Origin of the sequence: Ornithinimicrobium sufpigmenti, assembly GCF_004322775.1 — a bacterium.
Taxonomy (GTDB): Bacteria; Actinomycetota; Actinomycetes; order Actinomycetales; family Dermatophilaceae; genus Ornithinicoccus; species Ornithinicoccus sufpigmenti.
This window is the reverse complement of record NZ_CP036403.1, coordinates 2,151,831-2,169,946: the sequence shown is the minus strand read 5'-3', so window position 1 is coordinate 2,169,946 and position 18,116 is coordinate 2,151,831. Positions and strand designations below refer to the sequence as shown.

Sequence of the window (18,116 nt, the reverse complement as noted above, 5' to 3'; positions counted from 1 at the left end):
TCAGCGCTCCACCGGGGTGCCGACGGCGTTGCCCCACTCGGTCCAGCTGCCGTCGTAGTTGCGCACCTTCTCGAAACCGAGCAGGTGGGTCAGCACGAACCAGGTGTGGCTGGAGCGCTCGCCGATGCGGCAGTAGGCCACCACGTCGTCGTCCGCGGACAGACCCTGCTCCTGCAGGTAGATGGCCTCCAGCTCCGCACGGCTCTTGAAGGTGCCGTCCTCATTGGCCGCCCTGGCCCAGGGGACCGACCTGGCGCCGGGGATGTGACCGCCGCGCATCGCGCCCTCCTGGGGGTAGTCCGGCATGTGCAGCAGGTCGCCGGAGAACTCCCCCGGGCTGCGCACGTCGACCATGGGCCGGCCCAGGTGGGCCAGGACGTCGTCCTTGAAGGCCCGCACCTGGGAGTCGTCACGCTCCACGACCGGGTACTCCACCGGCGTGACCTGCGGCGCCTCGGTGGTCAGCTCGCGACCCTCGGCGACCCACTTGGCCCGGCCGCCGTCGAGCAGCCGGACGTCCTCGTGCCCGAAGAGAGTCATCACCCACAGGGCGTACGCGGCCCACCAGTTCGACTTGTCGCCGTAGATGACCACGGTGGTGTCCCGGCCGATCCCACGCTGCCCCATCACCTGGGCGAACCGCTCACCGTCGACGTAGTCACGGGTCAGCGGGTCGTTGAGGTCGGTGTGCCAGTCCAGCTTCAGGGCACCGGGAAGGTGGCCGGTCTCGTAGAGGAGCACGTCCTCGTTGCACTCCAGCACCACCAGGCCGGCGTCGCCGAGGTGCTGGGCGAGCCACTCGGTCGTCACCAGCCGCTCGGGATGGGCGTAGGCGGCGATCTTGTCGGTCTGCTCGGTCATCGGTCCTCCTGGGACTGCTCGTACTGCTGGGACAGCTCTGCAGGCTGTGCGTGCTTCGGCTGCGTCGAAGGGTGCGGGGTATGGGGTGTGCTCGGGTCGGCAGGGACCGTCTGCGCCTCGCCCCGCACCAGGGCGTGGACCGCGGCGATCACCTGCTCGAGGGTGAGGGCTGAGGTGTCGAGGGCGACGACGCCGTCGGCCGCCTCGAGGAAGGTGCTGACGGTGGAGTCGTCGGCGTCGCGGCGGACCACCTGGTCGCGGGTGGCGGCAAGCTGCTCGGCGCCGGCGGAGCCGTGCACCTCCAGCGCCCGTCGGGCCAGGCGGGCCTCCTCGGAGGCGGTGATGAGGATGCGGTGCTCGGCGTCCGGCGCAACGACGGTGGTGATGTCGCGTCCCTCGACGACGATGCCGCCGCACCGTGCGCGTTCCTCGTCGATGATCTGGCGCTGGCGCCGGCGCAGCTCGGCCCGCACGTCCAGGTTCGTGGCGACCGCGGAGACCTGCGTGCTGATCCGCGTCTGGCGGATCGCCTCGGCCACGTCGGTGCCGTCGACGCTGATCGCCTGCTCGTCGGGGTCGGTGCTGATGCGCAGCGGCAGGTCCCGGGCAGCTTGCGCAACCAGAGCCTGGTCCTGCAGGTCGAGGCCCTGCTCCAGTGCCCACCAGGCCAGAGCGCGGTACATCGCTCCGGTGTCGAGGTAGGCCAGGCCGAGGTCACGGGCCAGGGCCCGGGACACCGACGACTTGCCGGAGCCGCTGGGCCCGTCGATGGCGACGGTGAGGGGGGACGCAGACACCCAGCCAGCCTAACGGCTGCTCGTCGTGCCCCCGACGGTCACATCCCCGCGGCCCGGTAGAGCTGGGCGACCTCCTCGGCCGAGAGCGACCGGTAGCGGCCGGGACGCATCTCGCCCAGGAGCACCGGCCCGATCTGCACCCGGGACAGCGCCTGCACCGGGTAGCCGACCTCGTCCAGCATGCGTCGCACGATGTGCTTCCGGCCCTCGTGCAGCACCACCTCCACGATCGAGTGACCGGGGATGTCGTCGATGACCTTAAAGGAGTCGGCCCGGGCCAGGCCGTCCTCGAGCTGCACGCCCTCGCGCAGCTGCTTGCCGACGCCGGGTCCGACGACGCCGTGGACCCGGGCGACGTAGGTCTTGGGCACCCCGTAGGCGGGGTGCTGCAGCCGGTGCGACAGGTCGCCGTCGTTGGTCAGCAGCAGCAGGCCCTCGGTGTCCACATCCAGACGGCCCACGTGGAAGAGCCGCTGGGAGAGGTGGCCGACATAGTCGGACAGGTCGGGTCGTCCCTCCTCGTCCTGCATGCTGGAGACGACGCCGGCGGGCTTGTTGAAGGCCAGGTAGATCTTGTCGGTGTCGACGACGACCCGGTCGCCGTCGACCCGGACGACCTGGCGGGCGGGGTCGACCCGCACGCCGAGCTCGGTCACGATCTGCTCGTCGACCTCGACCCGGCCCTCCTCGATGAGCTTCTCGCAGGCCCGGCGGGAGCCGAACCCGGCCCCGGCCAGCAGCTTCTGCAGCCGCACGCCGCCCGGGTCGTGCACGTCGTGGTCCTGACGGGGAGGGTTCGCGCGCCGGCTGCGGCTGGGTCGGGCCGCAGAGGTGCCCGCCCGCCGGGGGCCGGCCGTGCCACCCCCGGAGAAGCCACCAGAGCCTCCGCGACCGCCGCGGCCCTGTCCGCTGCCGCCTCCACGACTCTGTCCGCTGCTGCCTCCACGACTCTGTCCGCTGCCGCCTCCACGGGCCCCGCGACCGTCGTCGCGTCCCTGTCCGCCGGAGCTCTTGCTCTCACTCATGCCAGTCCTTCCGCAGCCAGCTCCTCGAGCACCTCTGCCGAGGGCAGATAGGGCGCGAGGGCCGGCAGGTCGTCCAACGAGTCCAGCCCCATGCGCTGGAGGAACAGATCTGTGGTGCCGTAGAGCACGGCACCGGCGGTCGGGTCCTGCCCGACCTCGGTGACCATGCCACGCGCCAGCAGGGTGCGCACGACACCGTCCACGTTGACCCCCCGGATGGCCCCGATCCGCGCCCGGCTGATCGGCTGCCGGTAGGCGATGACCGCCAGGGTCTCCAGGGCGGCCTGGGTCAGCCGGGCCTGCTGTCCGCCGAGCAGGAACCGCTCGACGACCGGGGCGTACTCCGGTCGGCTGTAGACCCTCCAGCCCCCGCCGAGGCGGCGCAGCATGAAGCCGCGCTGCTGCTCGGCATACTCCTGGGCCAGCTCGTCCAGGGCCGCGCCCACGTCCTCGAGCGGCAGCTCCAGCGCGGTGGCCAGGGTCTCCTCGGTCACGGGCTCGTCGATGACCATGAGCACCGCCTCGATGGCGGCGCGCGCCCCGCCGGGCAGGTCGGTGACGTCGAGCGCGACCTGCTGGCCCACGTCGCCCACCTCGTCCACGTCGCTCTGCGATTCAGTCCTGTCGCTCACCGGCCACCTCCTGTCCCCCATCCTCCGGCATGCCGTCGCCATTCTCTCACGCGTCCAACTCGTCGAACTCGTCGCTGACCTCGACGACGACGTCCTCGGACTGCGGACCGGTCCAGCGCACGGTGAGCTCCCCCAGCGCCTCGGTCTGCTCCAGAGCCACGACGGTGTCGCGGAAGAGCTCGAGCAGGGCCAGGAAGCGGGCCACGACGACCAGGGTGGAGTCGGCGTCAGCGACCAGGTCGCGGAAGGTCGCCGACCCGGTGCTGCGCAGCCGGGCGACGACGATCGCGGCCTGCTCGCGGACCGAGACCTGGGGGGCGTGCAGGTGGGAGACCCCGACGGTCGGCGGGGGCTTGGGGATCATCGCCCGTCCGGCGATCATCGCCAGCTGCTCAGGGGTGATGCCCAGCACGATCTCCGGCAGCAGGGAGGCGAACCGCTCCTCCACGCCGACGTCGCGGGCAAAGATGCGCCCGGCCCCCTCCATCCGCAGCCGCAGCTCGTCGGCGACCTGCTTGAAGGCGCGGTACTGCAGCAGCCGGGCGAAGAGCAGGTCCCGGGCCTCGATGAGCGCGAGGTCCTCCTCGTCGTCCTCGCGGGCGTTGGGCAGCAGCCGGGCGGCCTTGAGGTCGAGCAGGGTGGCGGCGATGAGGACGAACTCGCTGGCCTGGGACAGGTCCCAGTCCTGCTCCGCCTGCTGGGCCGCGCGCAGGTGGGCGATGAACTCGTCGGTGACCTTGGCCAGGGCGATCTCGGTGACGTCGAGCTTGTGCTTGGCGATGAGCCCGAGCAGCAGCTCGAACGGCCCGGAGAAGACGTCGAGGTGCACTTGGAAGGACCCGCGGTGGCCGGTGAGGACACCGCCCGGGGTCGCCTCGTCCGCCGGGGCGGACGGCATACCCATCCTCAGGGAGCGCCGCCGCGCGAGATCAGCTCGCGGGCGAGCTGCCGGTAGGCCTCGGCGCCGGAGTGGGTGCTGGCGTAGGAGGTGATCGGCTCGGCCGCCAGGGTGGCGTCGGGGAACTTCACCGTGCGGCTGATCACGGTGTGGAAGACGGTGTCCTGGAAGTGGTCGACGACGCTGCGCACGACCTCGCGGGAGTGCAGGGTGCGGCCGTCGTACATGGTGGCCAGGATGCCGTCGACGTGCAGGCGGGGGTTGAGCCGGTCGGTGATCTTCTCGATCGTCTCGATGAGCAGCGCCACGCCGCGCATCGCGAAGAACTCGGTCTCCAGCGGGATGATCACGCCGTGCGCCGCGGTGAGGGCGTTGACGGTGAGCAGGCCGAGAGAGGGTTGGCAGTCGATGAGGATGACGTCGTAGTCGTCCAGGACGGGCCTGAGCACGCGGGCCAGGATCTGCTCGCGAGCGACCTCACCGACCAGCTGGACCTCCGCGGCCGACAGGTCGATGTTGGTGGGCAGGACGTCGATGCCGGGCGTGCGGGTGGTCTGGATGACGTCGCGCACGTCGTGCCCGCGCTCGATGAGCAGGTTGTAGACGGTGACGTCCAGGTCGTGGGTGCGCACGCCCATCCCCACCGACAGCGCGCCCTGGGGGTCGAAGTCGACCATGAGCACCTTGCGGCCGTACTCGGCCAGCGCCGCGCCCAGGTTGATGGTCGTGGTCGTCTTGCCGACGCCGCCCTTCTGGTTGCACATCGCGATGATGCGCGCCGGTCCGTGCGTGGCCAGCGGCCGGGGCACGGGGAAGTCGGGCAGCGGCCGGCCGGTGGGGCCGGCCTGGCCCACCCCGCTGGACTCGGTGCCGGGCAGGCGGTCGTAGGCAGGTGCCTCGCTCACGTGTTCTCTCCAGCCTCGCTCGTCGTGGTCGGCGTCCCGCCGATCGCTTCGAAACACTATCCCGTGCGGCCGGTCTCCACCACGCCCCTGCACCTCGACCTGAGGTTGAAGGTTGAGGGTTGGCCAGTGCTCATCGGGCCCTGGGGTGCGACTGGGCGTAGACCTCCCAGAGGTGCTGGGTGGAGACGTGCGTGTAGATCTGGGTCGTCGTCACCGAGGCGTGTCCGAGCAGCTCCTGCACCACGCGGACGTCCGCCCCGCCGTCGAGCAGATGTGTGGCGAAGGAGTGTCGCAGGGTGTGCGGCGAGACCTCCGCCCGCAGGTCGGCCCGCGCAGCGGCCGCCTTGATCGCGTTCCAGGCCGACTGTCGGGACAGCCGGCCACCACGGGCGTTGACGAAGACCGCCGGGGTGCCGCTCCCCGCTCGCGCCATCTCCGGACGCCCGCGGACCACCCATGCGTCCAGCGCCTGCCGCGCGTATCGGCCGAGCGGCACGATCCGCTCCTTGCTGCCCTTGCCGAAGAGGCGCACCACTCCCCCGGTGCCGTCCTGCTCGCGGCCCAGCTCCAGGTCGTCCAGGTCGAGGGCGATGGCCTCGCTGACCCGGGCGCCGGAGCCGTAGAGCAGCTCGAGCAGGGCTCGGTCCCGCAGCGCGGCCGCGGTGTCGCCCAGCGCCGCCGCCTGCAGGAGCCGCTCGACGTCGTGGACCGAGAGCACGGACGGCAGCCGTCTGGGGGGTGTCGGTGGGGTGACCTCCTGGGCGGGATCGGCCGCGGCCTCACCCTCGATCGCCAGGAAGCGGTGCAGTCCCCGCACGGCGACGACGGCCCGTGCCGCCGAGGTCGCGGCCAGCGGTGGGTGCTCGCCGTCGCCGGCGCGCAGATGGGCCAGGAAGCCGGTGACGTGCTCCTCGCGGACGTCCTCGGGCTGCGTCACCCCGAGCCCGGACAGGTAGGTCAGGTACCGGTCCGCGTCACGCCGGTAGGCGCGCAGGGTGTGCTCGCTGCGCCCCCGTTCCACCCGCAGGTGGTCCAGCCAGCCCGCGACCGCGCGGGCCATCGGGCTGCGGGGGTGCATACCGGAACCCTAACCAGGCCGGGACAGGGCACAGAGACAGCCAGGGCTGCAGCGCCGTGCCGGACCGGTCCGGCCGTCGTCGTGGGCCAGACTGTCGGGCATGCGCCTGTACGCCACCTCCCCGCTGCGCCGGACCCTGCAGATCACCGCCGACCTCGGCGTGCTGGCCTGGGTCCTGGTCTGGGTGGCCATCGGCCGCTGGGTGCACGCCCTGGTCATGACCCTGGCCGCCCCCGCCGACCCGTTGCGCTCAGCCGGCACCTCGGTCAGCGACCGGATGACCGACATCGCCGGCCAGGTGGTGCGCATCCCCCTGGTCGGGGAGGAGCTGGACGGGCCGTTCACCGGCGCGGCCGGGGCCGGTGGGGACCTGGTGCGGGCCGGAGACGCGCTGGAGGGCGCGGTGCGCACGGTCGCCTGGCTGGTCGCGCTGCTCTCCGCCGGCACCCCCATCCTGCTCGTCGTGGCGGTATGGGCACTGCTCCGGTGGATCTGGGTCCGCCGCGCCGCCTCCCTGGGCGCGGAGGTGGACGACCCCGAGTCTCAGCAGCTGCTCGCGCTGCGGGCCCTGGTCCGGCAGCACCCTCGCCGGCTGCAGCAGCTCTACCCTGACCCCGTGGCCGCCTACCGCAGCGGCGACCCGCAGGTATGGCGTGCGCTGGCGGACCTGGAGCTGGCCGAGCACGGGCTGCGCTCCCGCTCCCCCCGTCAGGCCCAGCGCGCCCGTCCCCCGTCGACCCCTTGAGCCCACCCTTCCCCCTCAGCCGGTCCATCCCCTCGGCAGGCAGCTCACCGACCCGGATGACAGGATCGAGGGATGAAGACGCTCATCATCGTCCTGCTCGTCCTGTGGCTGGGGTTCTCGCTCGTGGGGCTGCTCATCGAGGGACTGCTGTGGCTGCTCTGGATCGGCATCCTGCTCTTCGTCGCCACCGCAGCCTGGGGATTCATCGCCGCTCGCAAGGGCTAGGCCGGCCGATGGCCAAGATCAGCTGGACCCTCTGCGCGACCTGCGGGGTGGAGAACGACACCGGCGAGCAGGTCTGCGCGATCTGCGACGACGAGCGTCAGTGGGTCCCGGCGGGGGGCCAACGCTGGAGCACCTTGGCCGACCGTGCGTCTGACGGTTGCCGGATCGAGATCACCGAGCGCGAGCCGGGCTGCTGGGCCCTGCACGCCGACCCGAAGGTCGACATCGGGCAGACCGCACTGCTGGTCCGCACCGAGGCCGGCAACCTGCTCTGGGACGTGCCGGGGTTCATCGACGACGACGCCGTGAGCCGGGTCCGGGAGCTGGGCGGCGTCGCGGCCGTCCTGGCCAGCCACCCACACATGTACGGCTGCCAGCTGGAGTGGGCGAGGGCGTTCGGCGCGCCGGTGTACGTCGCCGAGGCGGACCGGAGCTGGGTGCGCCGCTGGGGCGAGCCCGGGGAGATCGTCACCTGGTCCGCACCCTTCGACGTCCTGCCCGGCATCCGCGCCCTGCAGCCCGGCGGCCACTTCCCCGGCAGCACGGTGGCCGTCTGGGAAGCCGGGGCGGAAGGCCGGGGCGTGCTGCTGTCCGGCGACACCTGCGGGGCCGTCCCCGACCAGGGCTGGGTGACCTTCATGCGGTCCTACCCCAACTCCATACCCCTGTCCGCCGCTGTGGTGACCCGGGTGGCCGGGACGATCGCCGAGCTCGACTTCGGCCGGCTCTACGACAACTTCGGCCGACAGGTGCCCTCGGACGCGCGGGCCGCGGTGCTGCGGTCGGCGGAGCGGTATGCGGCGTGGGTGCGAGGTGACTACGACCACCTCACGTGATCTGCCGGTCGGCTGGACCGCGATGCACCGGGGCGAGGCCGGCACTGCGCAGCACGGCGCCCGCGCGTCGAGGCCGTCCGGTCCGCCGTCCAGGGGTTGCGGTCAGGCGGAGTCCGGTCCGGACGGGACCGGGCCGGCCTCCTCCAGGACCAGCCCCAGCTGGTAGAGGGCGTTACGGCTGGCGATGGCCTGTCCGACCCGGATGGCGGGGCGCAGCGCCGCGTGGGCTCTGCCGTACACCACCGTGCCCAGGACGAGGTCGACGCGGGTTCCGCCGTCCGCAGGGGTCACGGTGAGGTGCACCCACTGCCCCGGCCCCGACTGCTCACGGCTCCACGGGCGTTTCCGGGTCCTGACCCACTGCTCCTGCCACAGCGCGTGGCCGGGCGCCGAGGCGTTCGGGGCCTCGGCTGCCAGGAGGCGACGTCGGTACCGGCCGCGCGCCGTGCCCGACCGGGCGCCTCTGAGCTCGCCGGTCAGCTCACCGGGGCCGACCACCTCGGTCGACCCGTCGGACAGGAGCCAGGCCCGGGCGCCCTCAGCGGTGGACACCTGCTCCCACACCCGCTGCCAGGGCACCGCGTAGAACCGGGAACGCCGACCGCGCGTCCCGGGTCGCCCGTCGATGAGGTGGCTGTCCGGCAGCGTGGCCATGTCCACGGTGCCGTCGGTCCCCTGCTCCGGTCGGGACCTGTCGAGCAGGTCTGCGACGTCGGCGCGCACCGCCGCGACGTCGGCGCCCTGCCGTTCCAGCAGGCCCGCGGCCGTGCCGTCGGGCAGGTCCAGCGCGGCCAGCAGGACACCGGGCACCGAGCGGCCCTCCGACAGCAGCTGCTGGGCACGGCGGGAGGCCTCGAGTTCGCCGACGGCCGCGTGGTGCAGCTCCGTGACCGGTCGACGCTCCCCCAAGGCGGTCTGCCCCAGGTCCACCCCCAGCCTGGCGAGCTGGTCACGGACCACGGCATCCACCTGCTGCCGGGTGCGTTCTCGGGTGACACCGTGCCGGCCCATGATCTCGGCGATGACACGGTCATCCAGCGTCGCCAGCAGCACGTGCTCCACGTCGATCTCCCGGTGCCCCAGCAGCGCACACTCCTGCCACGCCGCCTGCGAGAGCGTCAAGATCGTCCCGAACCTGCTCATCCCTGACCCCTTCCCCGGACCAGCTCGGGCCGCACCCGTGACCGGTACTTCTTGTGGACCGCCTGCCGGGACACCCCCAGGCACACGGCGATGTCGGCCCAGGACATCCCCGTCGCCAGGGCGGCCTCCACCTGTCGGAGCTCGATCGCCTCGGTGACCTGGCGCAGCCGCGCCACCGCCCGCAGTCCGGCCGCGGGGTCGCTGAGGTCGCCAGCCTCCTGGCTGACGCCCCTCAGATCGACGGTCTCCGACATGACGTCAACCTATGTTGACAACCACCGATGTGTCAACCTGGGTTGCACCACACCTCCGTCCGGCCGCGCGGCTCAGCCGTGGCGGCGCCGGAGGACCGTCTCCACCTCTTCGATCCCCAGGCCGCGGGAGCGCAGCAGGACGAGCAGGTGGTAGATGAGGTCCACCGACTCGCCCAGCAGCGCCTGGTCGTCCTCGTCCACGGCGGCCAGGGCCACCTCGACCGCCTCCTCGCCCACCTTCTGGGCGATGCGGCGGACGCCGGAGTCGAACAGGGTGGTGGTGTAGGAACCCTCGGGTCGCTCCTCCTGCCGGCTGCGGACGATCTCGGCCAGCTCGTGCACGAACGAGCCAGGCCGGGCCTCGGGGCCGAAGCAGGTTCGGTCGCCCGTGTGGCAGGTCGGCCCGGCCGGTACGGCGTGCAGCAGCAGGGTGTCGCGGTCGCAGTCCACCTCGACCGCCTCGACCTGCAGCGTGTGACCGCTGGTCTGCCCCTTGGTCCAGGTCTCGCCCCGGCTGCGGGAGTGGAAGGTCGCCAAGCCGGTCGACAGTGTCGTGCGCAGGGCCTCCTCGTCGAGGAAGCCGACCATGAGCACCTGCCTGGTCAGGGCGTGCTGGACCACCCCGGGGACCAGACCGCCGGCCTTGGTGAAGTCGACGTCCTCGACCGCGACACCGTGCGGCAGCAGGGCCACCGACCGCGCCCCCTCGCCGCTCATGCCGCCACGCCCGGGGTCAGCCTGACCTCGACGCCAGCGTCCGCGAGCGTGCGCTTCAGCTCCGGGATCAGGATCGCGCCGGAGTGGAAGACGGTGGCGGCCAGCGCCCCGTCCACGTCCGCCTCGCGGAAGACGTCCACGAAGTGCTCCGGCGTACCGGCGCCGCCGCTCGCCACCAGGGGCACCCCGCAGACCGACCGGACAGCGGCAAGTTGTTCGACGTCATACCCCTGCCGGACCCCGTCGGAGCCCATGCAGTTGAGCACGATCTCACCGGCCCCGAGCTCCTGCACCCGGCGTACCCAGTCGAGGGTGGTCACGCTCAGCGCTCGGGTGGCGTCCGGGTCCCCGGTGAGCTGGCGGATCCTCCAGGCACCGTCCTCGTCGCGCAGGGAGTCCACCCCGACGACGACGCACTGCACCCCGAACGCCTCGGCCAGCTCGGTGATCAGCTCCGGCCGCTGGGTGGCGGGCGTGTTGACCGAGATCTTGTCCGCGCCGGCGTGCAGCACGGCCCGCGCCTGGCTGACGCTGCGGATGCCCCCGGCGACGCAGAACGGGATGTCGATGGCCCGCGCGACCCGGGTCACCCAGTCGACATCCACGCCGCGGCCCTGAGGGCTGGCCGTGATGTCGTAGAAGACCAGCTCGTCCGCGCCTTCCGCGGCGTAGCGGGTGGCCAGCTCGACGATGTCGCCCATGTCGCGGTGGTCGCGGAAGCGGGTGCCCTTGACGACCCGGCCCTCGCGCACGTCCAGGCAGGGGATGATGCGGCGCGCGAGCGTCATACCGCCTCCTCCTGCACCGCGTCTCCCACCGTGAAGCGGCCCTCCAGCAGCGCCTTGCCCAGGATGATCCCCGCGCAGCCGGTGCGGCGGGCGGCGCGCACGTCGTCGACCGTGCGGGCCCCGCCCGAGGCCTGCACCTGCAGGTCCGGGGCCGACCGGGTGAGCATCGTGTAGAGGTGGAAGTTGGGACCGGACAGGGTGCCGTCCCGGCCGATGTCGGTGCACAGGACGTGGCGCAGCCCCGAGCCGTCGTAGCGGTGCAGGGTGGTGATCAGGTCCTGGCCGTCGACCGAGGTCCAGCCGGCGACCGGCAGCACCCAGGTGCCGTCCTCACCGATCCGGGTGTCCAGGGCGACGGTGATGCGCTCGGGACCGAAGCGGTCGATCCAGCCGACGACCGTCTCCGGCTCGCGGACCGCGAGCGAGCCCACGACCACGCGGGTGGCCCCGGCGTCCAGGAGCTGCTCCACGTCCTCGACACTGCGCACCCCGCCGCCGGTCTGCACCTGCAGGCCGGTGGTCTCGGTGATCGTGCGCAGGGTCTCCAGCAGGGTGTAGCCCCCGGCCCGTGCGGCGTCGAGGTCGACCAGGTGCAGCCAGGTCGCCCCGGACCGGGCGTAGTTCTCGGCGACCGCCACCGGGTTGTCGGTGTAGCGGGTCTCCTGGTCGTAGTCCCCCTTGTGCAGGCGGACGACCGCGCCCCCGCGGACGTCGATCGCGGGGTAGACGGTGAACGGGCGAATGGTGTCCACGGTGTTCTCTCCGGTCGTATCAGGGACGCGCGTCATCGGGCGACCTCCACCACGAAGTTTCGCAGAAGTCGGGCTCCGACAGAAGCCGACCGCTCTGGGTGGAACTGTGCGCCCCACCGTAAGCCGCTGCGCACCACCGCCGTCAACGGGGCCCCGTGCGTCGCCGAGGCGATCGTGTGCGGCCCGGGTTCGGCGGCGTAGCAGTGCACGAAGTAGGCACGCTCGCCCTCCTCGACCCCGGCCAGGATCGGGTCGTCGGCCAGGTCGGTCAGCGCGTTCCAGCCCATGTGCGGCACCCGCAGGCCGGGCGCGGCGGGTATGGCGCGCACCTCGCCCGGGATGAGCCCGAGGCCCTCGACGCCTCCGTCCTCCTCCGTGCGGTCCAGCAGCAGCTGCATCCCGAGGCAGACCCCGAGCAGGGGCGCCTCGACCTCGTGCAGCACCTCGTCCAGGCCGAGCTCGCGCAGCCGGCGCATCCCGGCGCCGGCGGCCCCGACACCGGGCAGCAGGACCCGGTCGGCGGCCAGGATGTCGCCGCGGTCGGAGGTGAGCCGGGCCGTGGCGCCGAGGCGCTCCAGGGCGTAGCTCACCGAGCCGATGTTGGTGCCGCCGCCATCGACGAGGGCGACCCGCGGGCTGCTCACAGCACGCCCTTGGTGGAGGGCAGCTCGTTGGCCGGACCCTGGCGGGACAGCGCCATGCGCAGCGCCCGCGCCACGGCCTTGAAGCCGACCTCGATCTGGTGGTGGGCGTTGGTGCCCTCCACCTTCAGGTGCAGCGTGGCGCGCAGGGCGTCGGAGAACGAGCGCCAGAAGTGCTCGACCATCTCGGTGCTGAAGTCGCCGACGGTCGGGCGGTCGAAGGTGCCCTCGTAGCGGAAGTAGGGGCGGCCGGACAGGTCGATGGCGGCGCTGGCCTGGGCCTCGTCCATCGGGGCGGTGAAGCCGTAGCGGCCGATGCCCCGCTTGTCGCCCAGCGCGGTGCGGATCGCCTCCCCCACCGCGAGGGCGACGTCCTCGATCGTGTGGTGGTCGTCGATGTGCAGGTCACCCTCGCAGCGCACGGTGAGAACGAAGCCGCCGTGCCGGGCCAGCTGGTCGAGCATGTGGTCGTAGAACCCGATGCCGGTCTGGGCGTCCGCGCCGCCGGGAGCGTCGAGGTCGACGTCGACGCTGATCCGGGTCTCGGCGGTGTTCCGCTCCACGTGCGCCACCCGGGGCCGGTCGACCACGGTGTGGGCGATCTGCGCCCAGGAGGTCGTCGGCAGGCCGGGGTGCAGGCCGGGGCCGGCCGGCAGGAGATAGGTGGTGATGCCCAGGTTGTCCCCGAACTCCTTGTCGCTGAGCCGGTCCCCCACCATGAACGAGCGGGACCAGTCGACGTCCCGGTCCTTGAGCAGGTGCACGACCCGGCCGATGCCGGGCTTGCGGGTCCACGGCGCGTCCGGGCCCTCGTGGTGCGGGTCGACGATGACCTCGCGGAACCGGACCCCCTGGCTGGTCAGCACCTGCATGACCAGGTCGTGGGCGGCGTCGAAGTCGGCCTGCGGGAAGGAGTCGGTGCCCAGGCCGTCCTGGTTGGTGACCATGACCAGGTCGAACCCGGCGTCCTGGATGCGCAGCAGCGCGGGGATGACCCCGTCGACGAAGGCCACCTTGTCCAGGCGGTCCACCTGGAAGTCCTGCGGCTCGTGGATGATCGTGCCGTCGCGGTCGACGAAGCAGATCGGGCGGGTGCTCATCGGGTGGGCTCCTGGGTCGTGGGGCGAGGGGGGTTGGTGCTGGTGGGGTCGGGTCTGAGGCCCGCGAGAGCCTGGCGCACCTGCTCCATCTCGGTGCCGGTCCCGATGGTGATGCGGACGGCGTCCTGGAGCAACGGCTGCTGCCGCAGGTCGCGCACGACGACACCGGCCCCGTCCAGGGCGGACAGCAGCCGGTCCGGGTCCTCGGCGCGCACCAGCAGGAAGTTGGCCTCGCCGGCGTAGACCGCCCGCACGCCGGGCAGGTCGCGCAGCCAGCGCCCGACCTGGTCGCGCCGCACCAGCGTCTGGCCCACACGGCTGCGCGTCTGCGCCAGCGCCTCCGGCGAGAGCGCGGCCAGCGCGAGCTCGGCGACGGGGATCGGCACCGGGTAGGGCGCCTGGACGCGGCGCAGGACGGCCGCCAGGTCGGGGTGGGCCAGCGCGATCCCGACCCGGGCCCCGGCCAGGGCGTGCGCCTTGGACAGGGTGCGCAGCACGACGAGGTTCGGGTGCTCCTCCAGCAGGGTGACTGCAGAGCGCTGCGCGGTGTACTCGCCGTAGGCCTCGTCGACGACCACCACCGCCTGCTCGGCCACGGCCGCGGCCAGGTCGGCGACCTCCCGCAGCGGCACCACCGTCCCGGTCGGGTTGCCGGGCGAGGCGAGGAAGACGAGCCGCGCGCCGCCGCGGCCCACCGCCTCGGCCACGGCGGCGGTGTCCACCCGCCAGCGGATGTCCTCGTCGAGCTGGGGGACGTCGACCACCGGCACGCCGTGCAGGCGGGCCGAGACGGCATACATGCCGAAGGTCGGGGAGGTGACGATGATGCCGTCGCGGGCCTCGCCCGGCCGGCAGAGGGCGCGGACCAGCAGCTCGATCGCCTCGTCGCTGCCGCGGCCGACGACGACACGGTCCGGCGAGGTGGCCCAGAGGTCGGCGAACGCCTCCACCAGGTCCGGCGGCTGCGGCTCGGGGTAGCGGCGGCAGCGGCCCTCCGCGTCGACGGCGCTGGGGTCGCCGGACTCGTTGGCGTTGAGCCACACCCGCGGTGACGCGTCGACGAGCCCGGTGGGACCGCTGGTGCGCGCAGAGGAGTAGCCCGCGAAGTCGCGCAGGTCCTCCCGGATCAGGTGCTGGGGGAAGCCGGGAGGAGCCGGGCGGGCGGCGCTCACCGCACACCGTCCGAGGTGGTGGTGGAGCTGCTGGCGTCGCTGCCGATCCGGGCGAGCCGCCGGGTGACCGCCCGCTGGTGGGCGTGCAGGGACTCGGCCTCGGACAGGGTCACGGCGGACGGCCCGACCTGCTGCAGCCCGGCCGGGGTGGCCTGCTGGACGGTCATCGCGATCTGGAAGGAGCCGACGTTGACACCGCCGGTGAACCGGGCGGCGCCGGCGGTCGGCAGCACGTGGTTGGTGCCGGAGGAGTAGTCGCCCAGGGTCTCGGGGGTGGTGTCGCCGAGGAAGACCGACCCGGCCCGCTCCACCTGCCCCAGCCAGTCGCGGGGCTCGCGCAGGGCCAGGATCAGGTGCTCGGGGGCGTAGTCGTTGACGACGTCCATGGCCGTCGAGAGGTCGGGGGTCAGGATGATCCGCGACGCGGCCAGCGCCTTGCGGGCGATGTCGGCCCGGGGCAGGCTCGCCACCTGCTCCTCGACCTCCTCGCCGACCGCCTCGGCCAGCTCGCGGCTGTCGGTGAGGAGCAGCACCTGGCTGTCCGGGCCGTGCTCGGCCTGGGAGAGCAGGTCTGCGGCGACGAACTCGGCGTCGGCGCCGGCGTCGGCCACGACGACGACCTCGGAAGGCCCAGCGGGCAGGTCGATCCCGGGGCCGCCCTCGGCCGTCGAGACCTGCCGCTTGGCCTCGGTGACCCAGGCGTTGCCGGGGCCGAAGATCTTGTCGCAGCGCGGGACGGAGCCGGTCCCGTAGGCCATCGCGGCCACCGCCTGGGCGCCGCCGACGACGAAGACCCGCTCGATCCCGCACTCGGCGGCCGCGGCGAGCACGGCGGGATCGGCGGTGCCGTCGGGCCGGGGCGGGGTGCAGAGCACCACCTCGGGACACCCGGCCAGCTGCGCCGGGATGCCGAGCATGAGCGCGGTCGAGGGCAGCGGGGCGGAGCCGGCGGGCACGTACAGACCGACCCGGCGGATCGGCCTCACCACGCGCTCGCACACCACGCCCGGGGCCGTCTCGACGGCGTAGTCCTGCTGCATACCGGCCTCGTGGAAGGCCCGGATGCGCCCGGCCGCCTCGGTGATCGCGGACCGCAGCTGCGGGTCCAGCGCCGCCACGGCGGCCTGCCGGTCGGTTGCAGGGACCTCGAGCGCCTCCACCTCGGCTCCGTCCAGGCGCGCGGTCAGCTCGCGCAGGGCCTCGTCCCCGCGGGTGCGGACCTGCGCCAGGATGTCGGCGACGCCGGCGGTGACCTCCGGCCCCGCCGCGGCGGTCGCCCGGCGCAGCGCGTCCTGCTGGTCCTGCGTGGACAGCTGGGACCAGGTCAGCACGTTCATGCCAGCATCCCTTCCACCGGCAGGACCATGAGGTTGTGCGCCCCGGCCCGCTTGAGGTCCTCGAGCTTGGCCCAGGAGACCGGGCCGTGGACCAGCATCTGGATCGCGACCTCGTCGCGGCCCTCGACACCGGTCAGCGTGGGCTCGTGACCGCCGGGCAGCAGCGGCAGCACCTGGTCCAGCACGGGCCGGGAGGCGCGCAGCATCAGCAGGCGCGACTCCTTGAGCTGCATGGCACCGTCGAGGCGGTTGAGCAGCAGGTCGGCGATCTCCTGACGGCCGTCCTCCAGGCGCTGGTCGGGCCCCGCGATGACCGCTTCGCTCTCCAGGATGGTGGTCACGGGACGCAGCTGGTTGGCCCGCAGCGTGCCGCCCGTGGAGACCAGGTCGCAGACCACGTCGGCCTGCCCCAGCCGCGGCGCGATCTCGACGGAGCCGTTGAGCACCACGGTCTGCGCCTCGACGCCCTGCTCCCCGAGCCAGCGCCCGAGGATCTGCGGGTAGGAGGTGGCGATCCGCAGGCCCTGCAGCTGCTGGGGCCCGGTCCACTCCTCGTCCTCGCCGATGGCGACGTCCAGGCTGCACCGCCCCCAGCCGAGCTGGCGCCACTCGACGAGCGGCCGGCGGCCCTGGGCGTCCAGCGCCAGGCCGTGCTCGACCAGCACGTTGCGGCCGACGACCCCCAGGTCGCAGACGCCGTCGGCGATCAGGCCGGGGATGTCGTCGTCGCGGACCAGCAGCAGGTCCACGGGCAGGCTCTCGCCGTAGAGGAAGAGCCGGTCGCGGCTCTCGCGCCAGGTCAGGCCGCCGGAGGCGAGCAGCTCGCGGGCTGGGTCGCCGAGGCGGCCGGACTTCTGCAGCGCGATGCGCAGGCGCTCGCGCGGCTGGGCAGGAGGGGTCATGACGACCTTCCGGGTGAAGGGGTATGGGGAGTGGTCAAGCGGGGGGCGGCAGGCGCGCGGCGCTCTGGGTGCCTGGGCGGCGGCGCACTCCGTCGGGCGCCGGCTCAGGCGGGGGCGGCCCCCGCCGGATGGGCATGCTCGCGGCCGGGATGGTGCTCCAGCGCGGCCCGGTAGCCCCCGGAGCCGCCGTCCAGGCACTTGGCGATGCGGCCCACGGTCGTGACGCTGACGCCGGTGACCTCGTAGATGCGGCGGTACGGCATACCCTGCGCGAGCAGGGGGACGACCGACCACCGGTCGGCCAGCGCCTCGATCTCGGCGGGCGAGCACAGGTCGTCGAGGAAGGCGTCCACGGCGGCGGGGTCGGTCAGCCCGGCGAGGGTGGCGGCGAGCTCGGCGCGCACCCGCGGTGCCCGCTCGACGTCCCGCTCCCGCTGCTTCATCCGGTCCTGGCCCTTCTCGTGACGATGCGCCGGCTCTGTGCCAGCGCGTTAATACGCTAACACATCCTGCCTGGTGGTCCGGACCACGTGCCGAGCTCGCCGGCGACCGACCTAGACTTCCCGTCCATGCGCCGTCACCTGCTGCCCGCCTCTGCCCTCGTCGCGCTCGTGCTCTCCGGCTGTGGCGACGGTTCGCCCATGTTCGGCTCGGACACCGAGACGGAGGACAGCCAGGAGACGGAGGCGACGGAGGACGCTGGGGCGACGGCCCCCGCCGCGGCGCTGGACTGCGAGGAACCGCCGGCACCGCCCGCCGAGCCGCTGGCCTTCACGCCCGAGGACCTGCCGGAGCCGCACCCCGGGGACCCGGCGACCGTGACCGCGACGCTGGAGACCACCTGCGGCGACATCGTGCTGGAGCTCGCGGCGGCCGAGGCCCCGCAGACGGTGGCCTCCTTCGCGTTCCTGGCCGAGCAGGGCTACTGGGACGACAGCCCGTGCCACCGGCTGACCACCCAGGGCATCTTCGTGCTGCAGTGCGGCGACCCGACCGGCAGCGGGCGGGGCAACCCCGGTTACGGCTACGGCATCGAGAACGCCCCCGACGACGGCACCTACCCGCCCGGCTCCCTGGCGATGGCCCGGACCCAGGACCCGAACAGCAACGGCGGACAGTTCTTCATCGTCTACGACGACACCATGCTGCCCACCCAGGGCGGCGGCTACAGCGTCTTCGGGCAGGTCACCGACGGGCTGGAGATCGTCGAGGCGATCGCCGCGCAGGGCGGCCAGGGCGGCGCTCCCGACGGTGCGCCCGCCCAGCCGATCAGCATCCTGTCGGTCGACGTCGAGGGCTGACGCCCCG

The 18,116-nt window shown here is 73.0% G+C and carries 22 protein-coding genes; 4 read left to right on the top strand and 18 right to left on the bottom strand.

From position 1 onward, the window contains the following. The 7 genes from ESZ52_RS09855 to xerD all read right to left on the bottom strand — a co-directional run bounded on the left by ESZ52_RS09855 (position 1) and on the right by xerD (position 6,196). Complete coding sequence (locus ESZ52_RS09855; RefSeq protein ID WP_131104789.1) at positions 1-861, bottom strand: sulfurtransferase; 861 nt, start codon at positions 859-861, stop codon at positions 1-3. Further along, positions 858-1,658 (bottom strand): (d)CMP kinase, encoded by an 801-nt coding sequence (gene cmk / locus ESZ52_RS09850; protein ID WP_131104788.1) that lies wholly within the window; start codon positions 1,656-1,658, stop codon positions 858-860. Before cmk ends, ESZ52_RS09855 begins: the two co-directional genes overlap by 4 nt. Positions 1,659-1,696: 38 nt before the next feature. Beyond that, positions 1,697-2,431 (bottom strand): pseudouridine synthase, encoded by a 735-nt coding sequence (locus tag ESZ52_RS09845; protein WP_337590163.1) that lies wholly within the window; start codon positions 2,429-2,431, stop codon positions 1,697-1,699. A gap of 248 nt (positions 2,432-2,679) precedes the next feature. Then, positions 2,680-3,336, bottom strand: a complete 657-nt coding sequence (gene scpB, locus ESZ52_RS09840) for an SMC-Scp complex subunit ScpB (RefSeq protein ID WP_425600007.1) — start codon at positions 3,334-3,336, stop codon at positions 2,680-2,682. Between the two features lie 25 nt (positions 3,337-3,361). Then, positions 3,362-4,213, bottom strand: a complete 852-nt coding sequence (locus ESZ52_RS09835; protein ID WP_131104786.1) for a segregation and condensation protein A — start codon at positions 4,211-4,213, stop codon at positions 3,362-3,364. An 8-nt stretch (positions 4,214-4,221) separates the two neighbouring features. Continuing rightward, entirely contained in the window at positions 4,222-5,118 is an 897-nt protein-coding gene (locus ESZ52_RS09830) for a ParA family protein (RefSeq protein ID WP_131104785.1), read from the bottom strand. 130 nt (positions 5,119-5,248) lie between these two features. Then, positions 5,249-6,196 (bottom strand): site-specific tyrosine recombinase XerD, encoded by a 948-nt coding sequence (xerD, locus tag ESZ52_RS09825; protein WP_131104784.1) that lies wholly within the window; start codon positions 6,194-6,196, stop codon positions 5,249-5,251. A 100-nt stretch (positions 6,197-6,296) separates the two neighbouring features. On the opposite strand from xerD, the gene ESZ52_RS09820 reads away from it, so the two are divergent. From ESZ52_RS09820 to ESZ52_RS09815, 3 genes are all read left to right on the top strand, one after another. Then, a complete protein-coding gene (locus ESZ52_RS09820) occupies positions 6,297-6,941 on the top strand; it encodes a hypothetical protein (protein WP_131104783.1) in 645 nt (214 codons plus the stop codon). Positions 6,942-7,013: 72 nt separating this feature from the next. After that, complete coding sequence (locus ESZ52_RS19280; protein WP_181010005.1) at positions 7,014-7,166, top strand: hypothetical protein; 153 nt, start codon at positions 7,014-7,016, stop codon at positions 7,164-7,166. 8 nt (positions 7,167-7,174) lie between these two features. Next, entirely contained in the window at positions 7,175-8,002 is an 828-nt protein-coding gene (locus ESZ52_RS09815; RefSeq protein WP_131104782.1) for an MBL fold metallo-hydrolase, read from the top strand. Positions 8,003-8,104: 102 nt separating this feature from the next. Here the strand turns inward: ESZ52_RS09815 and ESZ52_RS09810 are convergent, their stop codons facing one another. The 11 genes from ESZ52_RS09810 to ESZ52_RS09760 all read right to left on the bottom strand — a co-directional run bounded on the left by ESZ52_RS09810 (position 8,105) and on the right by ESZ52_RS09760 (position 17,251). Continuing rightward, complete coding sequence (locus tag ESZ52_RS09810) at positions 8,105-9,145, bottom strand: Clp protease N-terminal domain-containing protein (protein ID WP_131104781.1); 1,041 nt, start codon at positions 9,143-9,145, stop codon at positions 8,105-8,107. Then, positions 9,142-9,399, bottom strand: coding sequence for a hypothetical protein (locus tag ESZ52_RS09805; RefSeq protein WP_131104780.1), 258 nt, complete (start codon positions 9,397-9,399; stop codon positions 9,142-9,144). Before ESZ52_RS09805 ends, ESZ52_RS09810 begins: the two co-directional genes overlap by 4 nt. A 72-nt stretch (positions 9,400-9,471) precedes the next feature. Further along, positions 9,472-10,116 (bottom strand): bifunctional phosphoribosyl-AMP cyclohydrolase/phosphoribosyl-ATP diphosphatase HisIE, encoded by a 645-nt coding sequence (hisIE, locus tag ESZ52_RS09800; protein WP_131104779.1) that lies wholly within the window; start codon positions 10,114-10,116, stop codon positions 9,472-9,474. Continuing rightward, positions 10,113-10,904 carry an imidazole glycerol phosphate synthase subunit HisF gene (gene hisF / locus ESZ52_RS09795; protein ID WP_131104778.1) on the bottom strand — a complete coding sequence of 264 codons (792 nt, stop codon included), beginning with the start codon at positions 10,902-10,904 and terminating at the stop codon, positions 10,113-10,115. Before hisF ends, hisIE begins: the two co-directional genes overlap by 4 nt. Then, positions 10,901-11,656, bottom strand: coding sequence for a 1-(5-phosphoribosyl)-5-[(5-phosphoribosylamino)methylideneamino]imidazole-4-carboxamide isomerase (gene hisA / locus ESZ52_RS09790; protein WP_238154570.1), 756 nt, complete (start codon positions 11,654-11,656; stop codon positions 10,901-10,903). Before hisA ends, hisF begins: the two co-directional genes overlap by 4 nt. Positions 11,657-11,688: 32 nt before the next feature. Beyond that, positions 11,689-12,300 carry an imidazole glycerol phosphate synthase subunit HisH gene (hisH, locus tag ESZ52_RS09785; RefSeq protein ID WP_131104776.1) on the bottom strand — a complete coding sequence of 204 codons (612 nt, stop codon included), beginning with the start codon at positions 12,298-12,300 and terminating at the stop codon, positions 11,689-11,691. Continuing rightward, entirely contained in the window at positions 12,297-13,397 is a 1,101-nt protein-coding gene (gene hisB, locus ESZ52_RS09780; protein WP_131104775.1) for a bifunctional histidinol-phosphatase/imidazoleglycerol-phosphate dehydratase HisB, read from the bottom strand. The genes hisH and hisB overlap by 4 nt, the downstream gene beginning before the upstream one ends. Beyond that, on the bottom strand, positions 13,394-14,569 hold the full coding sequence (gene hisC / locus ESZ52_RS09775) for a histidinol-phosphate transaminase (protein ID WP_131104774.1): 1,176 nt from the start codon (positions 14,567-14,569) through the stop codon (positions 13,394-13,396). Before hisC ends, hisB begins: the two co-directional genes overlap by 4 nt. Next, on the bottom strand, positions 14,566-15,906 hold the full coding sequence (gene hisD, locus ESZ52_RS09770) for a histidinol dehydrogenase (protein ID WP_131104773.1): 1,341 nt from the start codon (positions 15,904-15,906) through the stop codon (positions 14,566-14,568). Before hisD ends, hisC begins: the two co-directional genes overlap by 4 nt. Beyond that, entirely contained in the window at positions 15,903-16,808 is a 906-nt protein-coding gene (gene hisG, locus ESZ52_RS09765) for an ATP phosphoribosyltransferase (RefSeq protein ID WP_131104772.1), read from the bottom strand. Before hisG ends, hisD begins: the two co-directional genes overlap by 4 nt. Before the next feature lie 104 nt (positions 16,809-16,912). After that, a complete protein-coding gene (locus ESZ52_RS09760; RefSeq protein ID WP_131104771.1) occupies positions 16,913-17,251 on the bottom strand; it encodes a YerC/YecD family TrpR-related protein in 339 nt (112 codons plus the stop codon). Between the two features lie 126 nt (positions 17,252-17,377). On the opposite strand from ESZ52_RS09760, the gene ESZ52_RS09755 reads away from it, so the two are divergent. Next, the gene (locus ESZ52_RS09755) at positions 17,378-18,109 is read left to right on the top strand and encodes a peptidylprolyl isomerase (protein WP_238154571.1); all 732 of its coding nucleotides are present in this window, start codon (positions 17,378-17,380) and stop codon (positions 18,107-18,109) included. Positions 18,110-18,116: the final 7 nt, after the last annotated feature.

What these genes read in the sequence shown, in the direction of transcription:
- ESZ52_RS09855 (WP_131104789.1), bottom strand. Translation starts at nt 861, where the DNA reads ATGACCGAGCAGACCGACAAGATCGCCGCCTACGCCCATCCCGAGCGG.
- scpB (WP_425600007.1), bottom strand. Translation starts at nt 3,336, where the DNA reads ATGGGGGACAGGAGGTGGCCGGTGAGCGACAGGACTGAATCGCAGAGC.
- ESZ52_RS09835 (WP_131104786.1), bottom strand. Translation starts at nt 4,213, where the DNA reads ATGCCGTCCGCCCCGGCGGACGAGGCGACCCCGGGCGGTGTCCTCACC.
- xerD (WP_131104784.1), bottom strand. Translation starts at nt 6,196, where the DNA reads ATGCACCCCCGCAGCCCGATGGCCCGCGCGGTCGCGGGCTGGCTGGAC.
- ESZ52_RS09820 (WP_131104783.1), top strand. Translation starts at nt 6,297, where the DNA reads ATGCGCCTGTACGCCACCTCCCCGCTGCGCCGGACCCTGCAGATCACC.
- ESZ52_RS19280 (WP_181010005.1), top strand. Translation starts at nt 7,014, where the DNA reads ATGAAGACGCTCATCATCGTCCTGCTCGTCCTGTGGCTGGGGTTCTCG.
- ESZ52_RS09815 (WP_131104782.1), top strand. Translation starts at nt 7,175, where the DNA reads ATGGCCAAGATCAGCTGGACCCTCTGCGCGACCTGCGGGGTGGAGAAC.
- ESZ52_RS09810 (WP_131104781.1), bottom strand. Translation starts at nt 9,145, where the DNA reads ATGAGCAGGTTCGGGACGATCTTGACGCTCTCGCAGGCGGCGTGGCAG.
- ESZ52_RS09805 (WP_131104780.1), bottom strand. Translation starts at nt 9,399, where the DNA reads ATGTCGGAGACCGTCGATCTGAGGGGCGTCAGCCAGGAGGCTGGCGAC.
- hisIE (WP_131104779.1), bottom strand. Translation starts at nt 10,116, where the DNA reads ATGAGCGGCGAGGGGGCGCGGTCGGTGGCCCTGCTGCCGCACGGTGTC.
- hisF (WP_131104778.1), bottom strand. Translation starts at nt 10,904, where the DNA reads ATGACGCTCGCGCGCCGCATCATCCCCTGCCTGGACGTGCGCGAGGGC.
- hisB (WP_131104775.1), bottom strand. Translation starts at nt 13,397, where the DNA reads ATGAGCACCCGCCCGATCTGCTTCGTCGACCGCGACGGCACGATCATC.
- hisD (WP_131104773.1), bottom strand. Translation starts at nt 15,906, where the DNA reads ATGAACGTGCTGACCTGGTCCCAGCTGTCCACGCAGGACCAGCAGGAC.
- hisG (WP_131104772.1), bottom strand. Translation starts at nt 16,808, where the DNA reads ATGACCCCTCCTGCCCAGCCGCGCGAGCGCCTGCGCATCGCGCTGCAG.
- ESZ52_RS09760 (WP_131104771.1), bottom strand. Translation starts at nt 17,251, where the DNA reads ATGAAGCAGCGGGAGCGGGACGTCGAGCGGGCACCGCGGGTGCGCGCC.
- ESZ52_RS09755 (WP_238154571.1), top strand. Translation starts at nt 17,378, where the DNA reads ATGCGCCGTCACCTGCTGCCCGCCTCTGCCCTCGTCGCGCTCGTGCTC.